Source organism: Helcococcus kunzii ATCC 51366, assembly GCF_000245755.1.
GTDB classification, from domain to species: domain Bacteria; phylum Bacillota; class Clostridia; order Tissierellales; family Peptoniphilaceae; genus Helcococcus; species Helcococcus kunzii.
The window spans coordinates 1,372,690-1,388,421 of the sequence record NZ_JH601088.1 but is presented as its reverse complement, the minus strand read 5'-3'; the positions used below and the strand labels follow the sequence as shown (position 1 = coordinate 1,388,421).

The window sequence follows — 15,732 nt, the reverse complement described above, 5'->3', positions numbered from 1 at the left end:
TTATGTTTTAGAAAATGATTGATAATATATATTTGGAGGGACAATATGTACAAATATAATATTTTAGTTGCAGAGGACGATAAGGCTATTAGAGAATCCATTGGGATATATCTGAGAAATGCAAATTACGAGGTTCATTATGCAGATGATGGGCGCGAGGCTTTATGTATTTTTGAGAATGCGAAAATAGATTTAATTATAATGGATTTGATGATGCCGAATTTATCTGGAGAAGATGCTATTAGACAGTTGAGAGAGATTTCTTATGTTCCAATAATAATATTATCAGCAAAATCACAAGATTATGACAAAATAATGGGCTTGGACATTGGTGCGGATGACTATATGACAAAACCATTTAATCCAATGGAATTATTAGCAAGAGTAAACTCCAATATTAGACGATTTTACGATTTTGGAACAAAAATAAATAATTCAAAAGAAGATGAAAAAATTGTTATAGGTAATATTACGCTTGATTTAATTAATAAAAGTGCAAATGTAGATGGTGAAGATATTGCTTTGACTTCTACAGAGTATGGTATTTTGGAATTGTTTATGTCAAATGTTGGTAGATTATTTAGTGTGGATCAAATTTACGAAAGTGTTTGGAATGAGCCTGCTCTAGATACGAAAACTGTGACTGTACATATTAGAAGAATAAGGGAAAAGATAGAAATAGATCCGAAAAATCCGAAGTATTTACAAGTTTCTTGGGGTTTAGGATATAAATTTATTGATCCTTACAAAGGAGACAGTCATGAAAGAAAAGGGAATTAGGTATTCAACAGTAGGATTAAGCGTATTAATTATATTATCAATAATTATTACAATTATTTTTTCCGTTGTAAAGCCAGCGTTTAAAAATTATTTTATTCCAGAAGAACAATTAAAAAGGGATGCATTCTATAACATCTTAAATAAGACTTTATATAGATGGGAGAATGGTTACGAGGAAAGTTATTTCAAAAGTAACAATCCTCCAATCAAGTATTATTCATCTATAAAAAAAATATCAAATTATAAAGAAACTGAAAAATATATAAAATCTAATCCAAATCTATATATCTATAAAAATAATGACGTTCAAAAGGATTTTATAGAGATAGAGAAAGGTGAAGCTGACTATATAGAATATTATGAAGTTAGTCAGGAGACATTAGATGATTATTATCATATGATTAGTGATGGTTCTGGACCTTTTGTAGAGCAATACAAAGAGCCGCAAATAGAAGAAATGATAAATATAAACACTAGAAATTTAGAGTTTCTTAATTCAAATCCGAGTTTGTTGAAAGAAAAGCTTAAAGATGAACTTTATGTGGATGTTACATTAGATAAAAATAAGCTTAATGTATATATAAATAATGAAGAAAAACTTACGGGTGATACAAAGGAATTTGTCGATTATTTTATTGATAGAGCTAAGGATTCTGAAAGTGATCCTTCAATTGATTCGATGAAAATTGTTGCATTGCTTGAAAATAATGGTAAGGAATTGGTTAAAAGTTTTGATAATAAAATCGAATATTATAAGACAACCGCTAATATGGCGATATTTATTACATCGTTTTTAGCTATGTTTTTTATAATTGCCTTAGCGACTGGATATGAAAAGAGTAAAAATGTAAAATTTTATCAAGTTATAAAATCCATTCCAGTAGAGTTTTCTATATTGGGTTTAGTAGCATTTTTCTTTGGAATGTATGGATTTACTATATATATAGCTGATACTGCTTGGGAAGTTTACAATATTGATATTAACCTAATATTTGGACTAGTTATAACATTTACACTTGCTGGTTTGTCAATATTTATTTTATATTTAATAAATGGATTAAAATCTTTTTATCATGAAGGATTTAACGCATTTTTAATTCAAAATTCTATAATAGTTAGGATAGGTAAAGGCGTATTTAATATTATTCGAAAAATTATTTCTAAAATTTATAGAATGATAGTCGGAAATAATTTAACTAATACAAATAGGAGACTTTTTAGTTTCTTATTACTTTGGTTATTAGGTTCTGCAGCATTTGGTTTCCATCCGTATGTTTTGATTATTCTATTTATAATTTTAGGAAGCATATATTACTTAATTAGTAGAATATTAAGCGATGTACAAAATATTGAGGATGCTACTTATGAAATAAATAAAGGCAATTTTGATATTAACTTAAATGAAGATAACACTTATTTTGGTAATATTTCAAAGAATTTGAACAATATCAATGAATCACTTACAAATGCGATGGATAAGGAATTAAAGTCAGAAAGAATGAAGACTGAATTGATTACAAATTTAAGTCATGACTTGAAAACTCCATTGACAGCTATCATTAATTACTCTGATTTAGCTACCGATGAGAATGTTTCTCCTGAAGAAAGGAAGAAATATTTAGCTATTGTAAATGAGAAATCATTAAAATTGAAATCTTTAATTGAGAGACTGTTTGAAGTGTCAAAAGTTACCAGTAGAAATATCGTAATGAACTATATGGATATTGATTTGAATCAAATGATAACTCAGATGATCGGGGAATGGCACGAAGATTTTTCAAGAAAAGGAATAGAGGTAGTCTTTAATGCTCAGAAGGATACCACTATTTGTAAGCTTGATGGAGAGCAAACGTCAAGAATTTTAGACAATATTTTTTCTAATATAAACAAATATGCTCAAGAAAATACAAGAGTATATATTGATTTAATACAAAATAGTGAAACTAGACTAGTAGTTAAAAATATTTCAAAATATTCACTTAATATCACACCAGATGAATTAAAGGAAAGATTTACTAGAGGTGATGAATCCAGAAACACTGATGGTGCTGGGCTAGGATTAGCCATTGCAAGTTCACTTACTGAATTGCAAAATGGAAAGTTTGATATTGAGATAGATGGAGATTTATTTAAGACTATAATCACTTTTAATAATTAATTTTGCCAAGAAGCGGCATTTCTGTATTTATTTAACATTAGTATGATGTAAATTCGTTCCCTTACAGAATATGCCGTTTTTTGATATAATAAAATATATTTGAAAAATGTTTAGGAGTAAAAATGTCAAAAAATAAAGATAAAACAAATGTGATGAGACTATTAGAACAAAAAAATATTGAATACATTCCTCATAAGTTTGAAACAGACAATACTCTAACGGGAAGAGATGTTGCCAAAATAATTAAAAAAGATGAAAATTCTGTTTTTAAGACTTTAGTAACAATAGGTAAATCAGGAAAAAATTATGTTTTTGTAATCCCTGTAAACAAAGAGTTAAACTTAAAATTAGCTGCAGAAGCTTCAGGGGAAAAGAGTATTCATATGATTCCTTCAAAAGAACTTCTAGGGCTTACAGGATATATTCATGGAGGATGTTCACCTATTGGTATGAAAAAAACATTTCCAACTTTTTTCGATGAAGAGATAAATAAGCATGAAATTATTACATTTTCTGCAGGTAAAGTAGGTTATCAAGTAGAATTAAATACTTCTGATTTATCTAAAATAATTGAATTTAAAATTGCAAATCTTGCAGAATAAATCTTTAATTGCATTATTTAAGTTTAAATGTAATAATGATTTAGGATAATAAAAACTTGAAAGTCGAGTTAGTCTCGACTTTTTTTAATGCAAATAATTGCAAATGACCGATAATGTCGTTCGGTTACAAATAGGAGAAAATATTGAAATTTAATGAATTAAATTTGTCGAATGAGTTAATTAAAGCTGTAGCAGATATGGGATATGAAAAACCATCACCGATTCAAGAAAAAGCCATTCCTACTCTTTTAGAAGGCAGAGATGTAATTGCTAGAGCTCAAACGGGTACTGGGAAAACAGCTGCTTTTGGGATACCTTTAGTTGAAATGATAGAAGATGAAAATCATATACAAGGGCTAATTTTAGTGCCAACAAGAGAGCTTGCAAAACAAGTTTCTGATGAAATAAAAAAGATTGCAAAATATAAACCGCATGTTAAATCCATTGCGATATATGGTGGTTCAGATATGAGAAGACAAATTAAGTCTTTAAAATTGGGCACAAATATTGTAGTAGGTACACCTGGTCGTGTTATGGATCATCTAAATAGAAGAACATTAAAGCTTTCAAAATTAAAATTTTTAGTTTTAGATGAAGCTGATGAAATGTTTGACATGGGATTTAGAGATGATATGAAAACTATCATAGACCAAACCAACCCGAATAGACAGACTTGTTTCTTTTCGGCGACAATGGGCAATGACATAATGGAATTTTCAAAGCTTTATCAAAACATTCCTCAACAAATTCTAATAGAGCAAAAAGAACTAACTGTAGAAAAAATTAAACAGTACTATTTAGAAATGGATTCAAAGATGAAGAAAGAAATTCTAAATAGATTATTAGGTATGTATAATCCGAATCTTTCAATTGTATTTTGTAATACAAAGCGCATGGTAGATCAACTTGTAACAGATTTAACAAAATTAGGCTACAATGTTGATGCGCTTCATGGTGATATGAAACAATCCCAAAGAGATAATGTAATGAAGAGATTTAGAGCATCCACCATTGAAATATTAATTGCAACAGATATTGCTGCGAGAGGTTTAGATGTGGAAAATGTAGATTTAGTAGTAAATTATGATTTACCTCAACAAAATGATTACTATGTTCACAGAATTGGCCGTACAGCTAGAGCTGGTAAAAAAGGCATTTCCTTCACCTTTGTTACTTCAAGAGATCGCAATAAATTAGGCGAAATTGAACGTTATACCAATTCAAAGATGGAAAAGATGGAGCTTCCAACTATTTACGATGTTAGAAATAATAGTAGAAATCAATTGAAAAAAGATATTCTTAAAGCTCTAATAAACAATACTAACAAAGATGAATATATTGAAGTATTAAATGAAATCTTATCAGAAGGTAATAGTTTATTTGATGTTTCTCTAAGTTTAATAAAAATGATTGATGATATGCAAAATCGTAAGAAACACGAGGAGCTGAATAATGTAGACTATGGTAAAAAGTTTGAAATCTCTAAACCTCGTACTAATTCAAAAAGAGGTTCAAAGGTTAGAAAAATCAAAGGTCCAAAGATGTTTATAAACAAAGGCTCCAGAGATGGCCTGGATACTAATTTAATGATTAAAACAATAAAAAAATACACTAAAATCTCTGCATCAGATATTGGCAATATCAATATAATGCCAAACTTTTCTTTCGTAGAAATCCCAATTGACTTACTAAGAGGAGTTATAAAAGAATTGAATGGTAAGAAAGTTGGTGGTAAGGTGATGAGAGTAGAGTATTCAGACAAATAATATAAAAATGCAAGCCATTTTGGAAATTTTCTTCGTATGAATATAATGAAAGCTGCGGAACTCGCAAATTCTTCGAATTTGCTCAGACAGTCCTCGCTTTCAATATTCATTTACTCGAAAATTTCCAAAATAAGAGGCTTGCATTATTTTTATATTATTTGTCTTCGTATTAGGGTGTGTGGTAGCTGATGTTGTGGTGGCTAAAGGGGCTGAGGTTTCATAAAGGTGTAAAGAGTTAGTTGGAAGAACCATTGTAAAAAAAGCATCATAGCCCTAGTGGATTTAGAAAAATAATAAACGCTAGGGTCAAAACGATAAATTTACTAAGAGGGGTTATTATATATAGATTTAGTAATATATGTATATAATTTTGAAATAATATTTATATAATGCTATTAAAAATAACCGTAAAAGCTATAATTCATCATGAAAATACTCTTTAGCTATGAATTTTACTTACATTTAACGGGGTTATTTCATTAATTAATTATAAGATGATATAATAAATATATAGTTATTTTATTATATTAAAAGGAGATGTGTATGAGTAAAAATGAAATTTATATTTTTGCTACTGTTAATTTATTAAATTTATTTATAGTATTTATGATATATAAAATAAGTCGAGATAGGGATAAAATTCGTATTCATGTAAAAAATAGGTTAATTACAAATGTATTTATCGGTTTATTTTTTGTTATTTATCTTGCTATAATTTGGGAAAGATTTTCAAATATTTATATTTTAGGTTCTTTAATTGTCATGTTAGTTCTAACTGTTTATATGAATTTAATTGCTCCATATATTGTAGGGATTGGGGATGAGTTTATTTATTATTCTAATAATAGAAGCTATGGTAGTTTTCCTGTAAGAAAAATTAGAATTGATAATCTTAAAAACGTGAAATTAACTATTAAAAGAGAAAAAGATTATGTTAAGCTTGAGGTTTTAAGGACTCAACTTTACCAAATTTATAGGCTTGATGATTTAGAGGAAATTAAGAAAGTTTTAGATGGAAAAATATATAAAATAGAGGATAGAAGTAAATAAAAAATGGGGTTGAGATTTTACAACTCCATTTTTTATAAGATTTTATTTAATGGGATTAACTAACTATAAAGTGATATAATGAATATATAAATAATTTATTATATTAAAAGGAGATGCGCTGTGAATAAGAATGAAATTATTATTATTATTGTTAATTTTTTAAATTTTTTCTTGATGTATTTGATATTTAAAATAACTCAATATAAAGGTAACATTCGAATTCATGTAAAAAATAGGGGAATTAGCAAGGTGTTGATGGGGATACTTATTATTATATATGTTGCTTTAATTTTGATTAGATCAACAAATGCTTATGTTTTAATGTCTTTAATTACGATGTTATCCTTTATTGTTTATATTAATGTAATTGCACCACATGCCGTTGGTATTGGGTATGAGTTTATTTATTATTCTAACAATAGAATTTATGGACGTTTTTTTATAAAAAAAATTAGAATTGATGAACTAAAAAATGCGAAATTAATTATTAATAAAGAAAAAGATTATGTGAGACTTGAAGTTTTAGGGACTGAAGTTTATCAAATTTATAGGCTTGACGATCTAGAGGAAATCAAGAAGGCTTTAGAAGGGAAAATATCTGAAATAGAAGATAAAAGTAAAGAATTATGATTAGAATTAATTGAGTTGGTGTAATAGCCAGCTCTTTTTTGTTGAGATTTTTAATCAAATTATATTTATTTTTATTTGAGAATGTGATATAATATTAACATTCCACAGGAGGTTTTATGATAACAAAAGAAATATTGTTTGATTCTTTTTCAGAAGTGAAGAAAAAGTTTATTTATTATTTATTGGTTGCTGTTTTTCTTTATGGTCTGAATGAGTTTTTTAGTTATTTTAATTTAGATTTACTTTACATGCTTTTTATTTTAGTCTTTCTGCCATTTATTAATTTGGAGTTTTATCATTCTATCAAAGAAAATAGAAAGCCTAAATTTATAAATATGGTAAGATACAAAAATTCACGACCATTAGTAATGAATTTATTGGAATCATTTTATTTACTATTTTGGTATTTGTTATTTTTTATACCTGGAATGTATAAGACACTAAGTTATACATTAGCAATAAAATTTGTAAGTGAAGATGATGAGATAGGCTACAATGATGCATTAAAGAAATCCGATGAAGAAATGAAAGGACTTAAAAGTCCATTATTTATTGCGCAATTATGTGTGTTTTTACCACTATTTTTTATATTATTCATGTTAACATTTCCTAATGAAATGAGAATCTTAAATGGAGAATCTAATTTGGCAGATATAAGGATGGTTAATGTGGTGCAATCAGTAATAATTGTTTTGTCTAGCATAATATCATTAGCATTTATTCCTGTTTTCTATGCAAAATATGATAAACTTAAAGATAGAAATATATAAAAGTAAAAAAATGGAGTTGAGATTTTTAACTCCATTTTTTATTTATATCTGAAGTTAATGGAAATGTGATAAGTTTAGAGAAAAGTATACTGAATTTAATATTTTTAATTTTAGTTCCAAATAAAATGAATAGAAATGGAACCTTATTTCATAATTTTAATTTTAGTTCCTTATTTTGTTTGTGAAATTTGGTACTGTATTTAATATTTTGTAGTTTAGTACCATTTAGAGTGAAAATTTTTGGAACTGTATTTTAATTTTTTAAATTTAGTACCATTTTGAATGGAAAAATTTGGAACTATATTTAATTTTCTTTTATTTAGTACCATTTCTACTTGTTTTTCTCATTATTCCATAAAATCATCTATCAATAAAATTTCATAATCAAATCCCCTAAAAGTTGTCAATAAAAAAGTGTGAGGTGCTATTCATGGGAAATATCACCCCCAACTGAAATTGATGAAACACAAAAAAAACACTGTTCCCCGCAAAGGGGGGAGCAGTGCGTTTTATTTTTATTTAATTTTAGCAACCTTCATATGCTTGATATAAGATTTCTTTTAATTCTTCTATCATTGGTTCTTTTGGATTTGCTGTTGTACATTGATCTAGGTAAGCTAATTCTGCTAGTTTGTCTACTTTTGCTTCGAATTCTTCTTTACTTACACCTTGATCTTTGATGCTTAGTTTTAGGTTTAGGTCTTTACCTAATGTGATTACTTTTTGTACAAGAGCTTCTACTAATTCTTCAGTTGTGTTTCCTTCGCAACCTGCTAATTTAGCGATTCTTGCGTAGTCTTCGTCTGCTCTGAAGTATTCATATTTTGCCCAAACTTGTGTTTTACCATTGTTTTTAGCGTTGTATCTAATTACATGTGGCATTAAGATTGCATTTGCGTATCCGTGAGGAATGTTGAATTCTGCACCAATTTTGTGTGCTAGTGAGTGGTTGATTCCTAGGAATGCATTAGCGAATGCCATACCTGCAATTGTTGATGCATTATGCATTGTTTCTTTTGGTTCGTGAGCATCTGTATAGTATGAATCTTTTAATGAACTAAATACTAATTCAACTGCTTGTAAACTTAGACCTCTTGTGTAGTCTGAAGCCATTGCAGATACATATGATTCGAATGCGTGTGTTAATACGTCCATACCTGTGTAAGCAACCATTGATTTTGGTAATGTGTATGTGAATTGTGGGTCAACAATTGCTACTGAAGGTGTTAATGAATAGTCTGCAATTGGGTATTTAACATGTGTTTCTGAGTCAGTGATTACAGCGAATGGTGTAACTTCTGAACCAGTACCTGATGTTGTTGGTATACATACTAATTGACATTTTTCTCCTAAGTCTGGTAATTTGTATGCTCTCTTTCTAATATCTAAGAATTTTTGTTTTGCACCGAAGAAGTCAACTTCTGGGTGTTCATATTGTAACCACATCATCTTAGCGGCATCCATTGGAGAACCACCACCGATTGCGATAATTGTATCTGGTTCAAATGCTTTAATTTTATCTAAACCTCTTTGAACTGTATTTGTTGTTGGATCTGGTTCTACGTCTGAGAAGATTTCATATTTTACGTCATTTGATCTTCTTCTTAATACATCTACTACTCTTGCAACTAAACCAAATTTAACCATTCCTGGGTCAGTGATGATAACGACTCTTTCAACATCTGGCATTTTTTCTAAGTATCTAATTGAATTCTTTTCAAAGTATAATTTTGATGGAAGTTTTTGCCATTGCATGTTATTTCTCCTTTTAGCGATAGTTTTTACATTAATTAAGTGGTGAACTGAAACATTTTCACTTACTGAGTTTTTACCGTATGAACCACAACCCAATGTAAGTGATGGTCTCATTTCGTTGTATAAGTCACCAATACCACCGATTGAAGATGGAGAGTTAACTAAAATTCTACATGCTTCCATTTGTTCTGCAAAGCTTTCGATTAATTCGTTGTTTCCACCAAATGTATGAATAGATGCTGAGTGTCCCATACCATTAAATTCAAGCATTTGTCTTGATTTAGCGAAACCATCTTCTGTACTTTCAGCTTTTAACATTGCAAGTACTGGAGATAATTTTTCTCTAGTTAATGGATAATTTGGACCTACACCTTCAACTTCTGCGATTAGAAGTTTTGTACCTTCTGGTACTGAGATACCTGCCATTTCAGCGATGTGCATTGCTGATTGTCCAACTATGTCAGGATTTGCCATTTGTCTTTCTTCATTGATTACATATTTTTCTAATTTTTTAATATCTTTTTTAGGAACGATATAAGCTCTATTTCTTTCAAATTCTTTTTTAACTTCATCGTAAATTTCTTTATCAACGATAACTGCTTGTTCTGAAGCACAGATCATACCATTATCAAATGTTTTTGATACGATAATGTCATTAACTGATCTTCTGATATCTGCTGATTTTTCAAAGTATGCTGGTACGTTTCCTGCACCTACACCTAATGCTGGTTTACCAGTTGAGTAAGCTGATTTAACCATCGCATTACCACCAGTAGCTAAAGTGATAGCAACATTTGGGTGGTTGATTAATTGAGTAGTTGCTTCCATTGAAGGTTTTGTTACCCATTGGATACAATCTTTTGGAGCACCAGCTTTAACTGCTGCATCATAAACAGTTTTTGCTGCCATTGAAGAACAGTTTTGTGCATTTGGATGGAATGCAAAAATGATTGGGTTTCTTGCCATTATTGAAATGATTGATTTGAATAATGTTGTGGATGTTGGGTTTGTTACTGGAGTGATACCTGCAACAACACCAAGAGGGGAAGCCACTTTTATAACCCCTGTTTGCATATCTCTATCAATTACACCACAAGTCTTTTGATATTTAATTGAATGCCAAATTGTTTCTGTTGAATAAAGGTTTTTAATACATTTATCTTCGTAAATACCTCTTTTTGTTTCTTCTACAGCAGCTTTAGCAAGTTCCATATGTTTATCTACACCTGCCATAACCATTGCGTGAACAATTTTATTTATTTTTTCTTGATCTAATTTCATTAATTCTACAAGAGACTTTTTAGCCTTAGCTACTAATTGATCAACTTCATTAATTTCAGTTACTTTTTTTTCTTTTGTTTCAGTCATAATTTTCTCCTTAATTCGATGTTATTAATTTAACAACTATATGATAAACAATTAACAATAGCTTGTAAATAGCTTGATGCAATGTTTTCGTTTGCCTATGATAAGATTTTAACAAAATGTAACATTTTAAAAATTTAGAAAGATAAATTCTTATTTGTTATAATAAATTTATAGGCTTAAAAGGGGAAAACTATGCGAAATATTTTAAAAACTTTATATCACGATGCAACAAAATTTTATGTTTCAAAACCATTCCCACGAAGAGGAGAAGAATTTGAAATAAAAATTAGAGTAATAAAAAATGACAAAATTAAAGGAATATATTTACGATATAGACATCTAGGCGAAGAAAGAATCGATAAAATGAATTTTTCTTATGAAAAGAATGGTTTGGAATATTACACTACTAAGGTGAAATGTTTCGAAGATATTTTCTCATATCATTTTAACGTCGCCATCGAAGATACAATTTATTCATATACACAATATGCGGTGGAAGATTTTAGAAGAGATAATTCTACAAATTTTAAAATTTTAATGGATTATAAAGCGCCATCTTGGATGAATAAGACTGTATTTTACCAAATTATGCCAGATAGATTTTATAATGCTAGACCAGATTTGACTATTAAACCAGGATCATACACTTATCAGGGAAGTAAACCGATAAATATGGAATGGGATGAGATTCCGTTAGATTATGAAGATTCAAAATGTATGGATTTTTATGGCGGTGATTTATATGGGGTTAAAGAAAAGCTTGATTATTTGCAAGATTTAGGTATCAATGCAATTTATTTTAATCCTTTGTTTACATCTCCAACTATGCATAAATACGATGCTTTAGATTATTTTGAGATTGATCCTTCTCTTGGAGGAGAAGAGGCGTTAATTGAATTGATTAATGAGATGAAAAAAAGAGATATGAAAATCGTGCTTGATATTTCAATAAATCATACTTCATCATCAGCAAAATGGTTTAATAAAGATGGAGAGTTTTATGAAAAATCAATAGGTGCATATAATAATCTTGATTCTAATGAAAGAGATTTTTATTTTATTAATGATGATGGATCATATCATGCTTGGGCGGGTGTGCCTACAATGCCTACCTTAAATTATGGTTCTGAAAAATTGAGAAATATTATTTATAAAGGGGAACATTCCGTATTAAAGAAATATTTAAATGAACCTTTTAATATTGATGGCTGGAGATTTGATGTTGCCGATGTAATGGCGAGAAATGAAAAGCTTAATGTTTATAACGAAGTTTGGGAAGAGATAAATAAAGAAATCAAGGATACAAATAGCGAAGCACTTATTTTAGCGGAGGAATGGCAAGATTCATCAGAAATGTATAATGGAAGAAGATGGGATTCAACGATGAATTATTTTTCTTGCGAACTTCCAATAAGAGAATTTGCTGGGGAAAAAGATGTTTTTACAAGAAGAAATCCTGATTTGGCAAAGATTGATTATAAATTTAATGCAAGACAATTAAAAGGGAGAATTGTTCAATTTTTAAAAAATCAACCAACACAGATTCAATATCAAATGTTTAATTTAATAGATAGCCACGATGTAACTAGATTGCACAATAATCCTAAAATTGATTATGAAGTATATAAAGGAGCTGTGATTACACTATTTAGTTTGCCGGGCGCTGTGAATGTGTATTATGGAGATGAAAAATATTTAGATGGTAGAATAGATTCCAATGAAGGCTGTAGATATCCTATGAATTGGAATGATCAATTAACATCTATACAACAAGAAACTTTTGATTTATATAAAAAATTAATACAATTAAAGACGACAAATGAAGCCTTGCAATTTGGAGGATATAAAATCCTGTTTGCGGAAGGTGATGTATTTGTAAGTGCAAGATTTACAGAAGATGAACTATTTATTTTTACTTGGACTAAGTCTGAAGAGAAAGAAAAAATAGAAATTGATTTAAGACAGTTTGGTTTATATAATGAGCTTGAAACCATTATTGGCTATGGAGATTTTAGGATACAAGATAAGACATTGATTTTAGAATTACAACCAAAAATTTCATCTGTTTTAAGAATAAGATAGGAAAATAATATGGAAAATTTTTTACTGTTGACATTTAAACTAGAAAGAAAATATAAGGATTTGATTCAATATAATATTTATGACTATGAAAATATTGGTTTTGAAGTAGATGATCCCATTGAAAAAAGACAGATTCTTTCCAATATGCCAGAATGGGAGATTTCTGAGATTAAAATAGTAGATGAGAATATAATATCCTATGGTGTATATTTTGAAGATAGCGAATCTGGTCAAATTGAACTAGACAGACTTGTTTCTTTTTTGAATGAAAGAATTCCAAATTTTAAGTTTGAAAAATTATTAATTGATAATTCAAATTGGGAGGAAGAATGGAAGAAGTCATATAAAGGATTTGAAATAGGAAATAAGATTTATGTTAAGCCATCTTGGGAAGAAGCTAATGTGGACGATAAAATAATAATTGAAATAGATCCTAAAATGGCGTTTGGTACAGGGACACATGAAACTACTTCTTTATGTATGGAATATGTTGAAAATCAAGATTTTTCTGATAAAAAGGTTTTAGATATCGGATGTGGTTCTGGTATTCTTTCAATCTTAGCAAAAAAATTAAATGCGAAAAAAGTGGATGCATGTGATATTGATGAAATAGCAGTTTCTTCAGCAAAAGAAAATGCGAAGATAAATGATGTATCGATAAATGTTTTTGAATCAAATTTATTTTCAAATGTAAAGGATAAATATGATATTATTTTTGCTAATATTTTAGCTGAAATTATCGTAGAAATGTTAAACGATGTTAAATCATATTTAAATGAAGAAGGTATTATCGTCCTATCTGGTATCATTAAAGAAAGAGAAGAACTAGTAGTATCAAAACTTAAGGAAATAGATTTTGAAATTATTGATACAAAATATAAGAATGAATGGGTATTAATTTCCGCAAGGAGAAGAAATGCATAGATTTTTTGAAAAAAGTGAAAATTTGTTAAATGATAAAATAATCTTAAGTAAAGATAATATTAAACATCTAAATGTATTACGTATAGAAGAAAATGAAGAGTTTGAGATAGTGATTGATGGGGTCGTATTTTTAGTAAAACTGAGTGAAAGAGATAGGGATTATATTGATTGCGATATAATTTCACAAAAATTTGATGAAAATGAATCAAATATTACCATTAATTTATATCAAGGGCTTCCAAAATCGGACAAATTAGAAATGATTATTCAAAAGTCTGTTGAACTGGGAGTTAATTCAATTATTCCATTTGAGTCTTCTAGGACTATTGTAAAATGGGATGCAAAAAAAGAAGCTAAAAAAATAAAAAGATATGAAGAGATTATTGAATCGGCTTCTAAGCAATCAAAACGATCAGTTTTTGCCTCCATGAATGGTTTAATCTCATTTAATCAACTTTTAGAAAAAACAAAAGAAAATTTTACTATAGTCGCATATGAAAATAGAGGTATTAGTTTAAAAGAGACGATTCATAAAAATGACACTTCTATTTTTAATATAGTGATTGGTCCAGAAGGTGGATTTTCTGAAGATGAAATAAGTCAACTAGAAGAGGCGGGAGCATATATAGTAAATTTAGGAAATAGAATATTAAGGACTGAAACTGCTGCTATTGCACTAAGTTCAATGATTCAATTTGAAGCTGGTGATATAAATCAAAAATAGAATATAAAAGACTATTTAAATCTTGCAAATTCTAATCCCATCATATATAATTGTTAGGTAAACCTCAATGGTGATTAAAACGTGTAGGGAGGTGAAGACATGACAGAGATTAAAGTAGGAGAAAACGAATCAATCGATAGCGCATTAAAGAGATTTAAAAGACAATGTGCACGTACAGGAGTTCTTTCAGAATATAAAAGAAAAGAATTTTATGAAAAACCTAGTGCTGTAAGAAAAAGAAAATTAGACGCAGCTAAGAGAAAAAAAAGAAGAGACTAGTTTCTTTTAATATCGATATAATTAAAGAGATATATGCAGATGAAATATTGTTTGCATTATCTCTTTTTTTAGTTGTTTTAGAATATTTTATTAAAATAAAAACCCTAGACGTTAAATCTAGGGCCTTTTATTATTTAATATTAATATGCATATTTAACTTTAGCATCGCCAGAAATTTGTTTTTTAATAATTTCTTGTGCTCTTTGTTTGAATTCTTCAGGGGTATCATTTTTGATTAAATCTTCTTTAGTTTCTAATATACCTCTTCCGTCAAACATTACAAATACGCCTGTTGTTGATTGATGATAAGATTGAGCCAAACCAATTTTATTTTTTCCGTATCTTACTACCCATCCAAGTGATTCGCTATCCTCATAGCTCGCAATTGCTTGTAAATCTTCTTTAGGGAATAAATCTATCGTGTTTCCTCCAACTGAAACAAGAGTTACTGCATACTTTTTAAGAGCTTTTTGCATTTCTTCTGTCATCTCATTGTCGAATTGGTCTTGGTCAGATTTTTCTGTATCAATTGTTTCAATAATACCGACATTTTCATCATCACTTTTTTCATCTTCTCTAAGTTTAACTATTTTGTCGTCTTTAGATTCTTCTTTACTTTCGCTATTTGTTTCTTCTTCAGTTTCAGTTTCTTTAACTGTTTCTTTTTCTGTTTCTTCTTTAGTTTCTTTTACGGTTTCTGGTTTTGTTTCTTCTTTTGATTCATCAACACTTTCAATTACAGACTCTTTATTTGTCTCTTCTTTAGTATCTTTTTTGTCATTACATGCTACAAGAAGTAGTGACAAAATCAATATAGAAAATATAATTTTATATTTTGGCATAT

Annotated in this window: 13 protein-coding genes; 11 read left to right on the top strand and 2 right to left on the bottom strand. The window is 28.8% G+C overall.

The genetic code is table 11. The features are described 5' to 3' along the window. Window positions 1-45: 45 nt before the first annotated feature. The 7 genes from HMPREF9709_RS06410 (at window position 46) to HMPREF9709_RS06380 (ending at window position 7,756) form a co-directional block, all read left to right on the top strand. On the top strand, window positions 46-780 hold the full coding sequence (locus HMPREF9709_RS06410; protein WP_005398780.1) for a response regulator transcription factor: 735 nt from the start codon (window positions 46-48) through the stop codon (window positions 778-780). Continuing rightward, a complete protein-coding gene (locus HMPREF9709_RS09645; protein ID WP_005398779.1) occupies window positions 761-2,938 on the top strand; it encodes a sensor histidine kinase in 2,178 nt (725 codons plus the stop codon). Before HMPREF9709_RS06410 ends, HMPREF9709_RS09645 begins: the two co-directional genes overlap by 20 nt. A gap of 122 nt (window positions 2,939-3,060) precedes the next feature. Beyond that, window positions 3,061-3,540, top strand: coding sequence for a Cys-tRNA(Pro) deacylase (ybaK, locus tag HMPREF9709_RS06400; RefSeq protein ID WP_005398778.1), 480 nt, complete (start codon window positions 3,061-3,063; stop codon window positions 3,538-3,540). Window positions 3,541-3,683: 143 nt separating this feature from the next. Beyond that, complete coding sequence (locus HMPREF9709_RS06395) at window positions 3,684-5,306, top strand: DEAD/DEAH box helicase (RefSeq protein ID WP_005398777.1); 1,623 nt, start codon at window positions 3,684-3,686, stop codon at window positions 5,304-5,306. A 543-nt stretch (window positions 5,307-5,849) separates the two neighbouring features. After that, window positions 5,850-6,356, top strand: coding sequence for a hypothetical protein (locus tag HMPREF9709_RS06390; RefSeq protein ID WP_005398776.1), 507 nt, complete (start codon window positions 5,850-5,852; stop codon window positions 6,354-6,356). A gap of 120 nt (window positions 6,357-6,476) precedes the next feature. After that, on the top strand, window positions 6,477-6,986 hold the full coding sequence (locus tag HMPREF9709_RS06385; protein ID WP_005398775.1) for a hypothetical protein: 510 nt from the start codon (window positions 6,477-6,479) through the stop codon (window positions 6,984-6,986). A 116-nt stretch (window positions 6,987-7,102) separates the two neighbouring features. Beyond that, complete coding sequence (locus tag HMPREF9709_RS06380) at window positions 7,103-7,756, top strand: DUF975 family protein (RefSeq protein ID WP_005398774.1); 654 nt, start codon at window positions 7,103-7,105, stop codon at window positions 7,754-7,756. Window positions 7,757-8,281: 525 nt separating this feature from the next. Here HMPREF9709_RS06380 and adhE read toward each other — a convergent pair. Continuing rightward, a complete protein-coding gene (gene adhE / locus HMPREF9709_RS06375) occupies window positions 8,282-10,879 on the bottom strand; it encodes a bifunctional acetaldehyde-CoA/alcohol dehydrogenase (RefSeq protein WP_005398773.1) in 2,598 nt (865 codons plus the stop codon). A gap of 192 nt (window positions 10,880-11,071) precedes the next feature. Between adhE and HMPREF9709_RS06370 the strand changes: the two genes are divergently transcribed. The 4 genes from HMPREF9709_RS06370 (at window position 11,072) to rpsU (ending at window position 14,888) form a co-directional block, all read left to right on the top strand. Next, window positions 11,072-12,961 (top strand): glycoside hydrolase family 13 protein, encoded by a 1,890-nt coding sequence (locus tag HMPREF9709_RS06370; RefSeq protein ID WP_005398772.1) that lies wholly within the window; start codon window positions 11,072-11,074, stop codon window positions 12,959-12,961. 9 nt (window positions 12,962-12,970) lie between these two features. Beyond that, window positions 12,971-13,885 (top strand): 50S ribosomal protein L11 methyltransferase, encoded by a 915-nt coding sequence (prmA, locus tag HMPREF9709_RS06365; RefSeq protein ID WP_005398771.1) that lies wholly within the window; start codon window positions 12,971-12,973, stop codon window positions 13,883-13,885. Next, entirely contained in the window at window positions 13,878-14,609 is a 732-nt protein-coding gene (locus HMPREF9709_RS06360) for an RsmE family RNA methyltransferase (protein ID WP_005398770.1), read from the top strand. Before prmA ends, HMPREF9709_RS06360 begins: the two co-directional genes overlap by 8 nt. Before the next feature lie 99 nt (window positions 14,610-14,708). Further along, window positions 14,709-14,888 carry a 30S ribosomal protein S21 gene (rpsU, locus tag HMPREF9709_RS06355; RefSeq protein WP_005398769.1) on the top strand — a complete coding sequence of 60 codons (180 nt, stop codon included), beginning with the start codon at window positions 14,709-14,711 and terminating at the stop codon, window positions 14,886-14,888. Window positions 14,889-15,028: 140 nt separating this feature from the next. On the opposite strand, the gene HMPREF9709_RS09945 is transcribed toward rpsU, so the two are convergent. Further along, window positions 15,029-15,730: a hypothetical protein gene (locus HMPREF9709_RS09945; RefSeq protein ID WP_005398768.1), complete on the bottom strand. Its 702-nt coding sequence runs from the start codon at window positions 15,728-15,730 to the stop codon at window positions 15,029-15,031. Window positions 15,731-15,732: the final 2 nt, after the last annotated feature.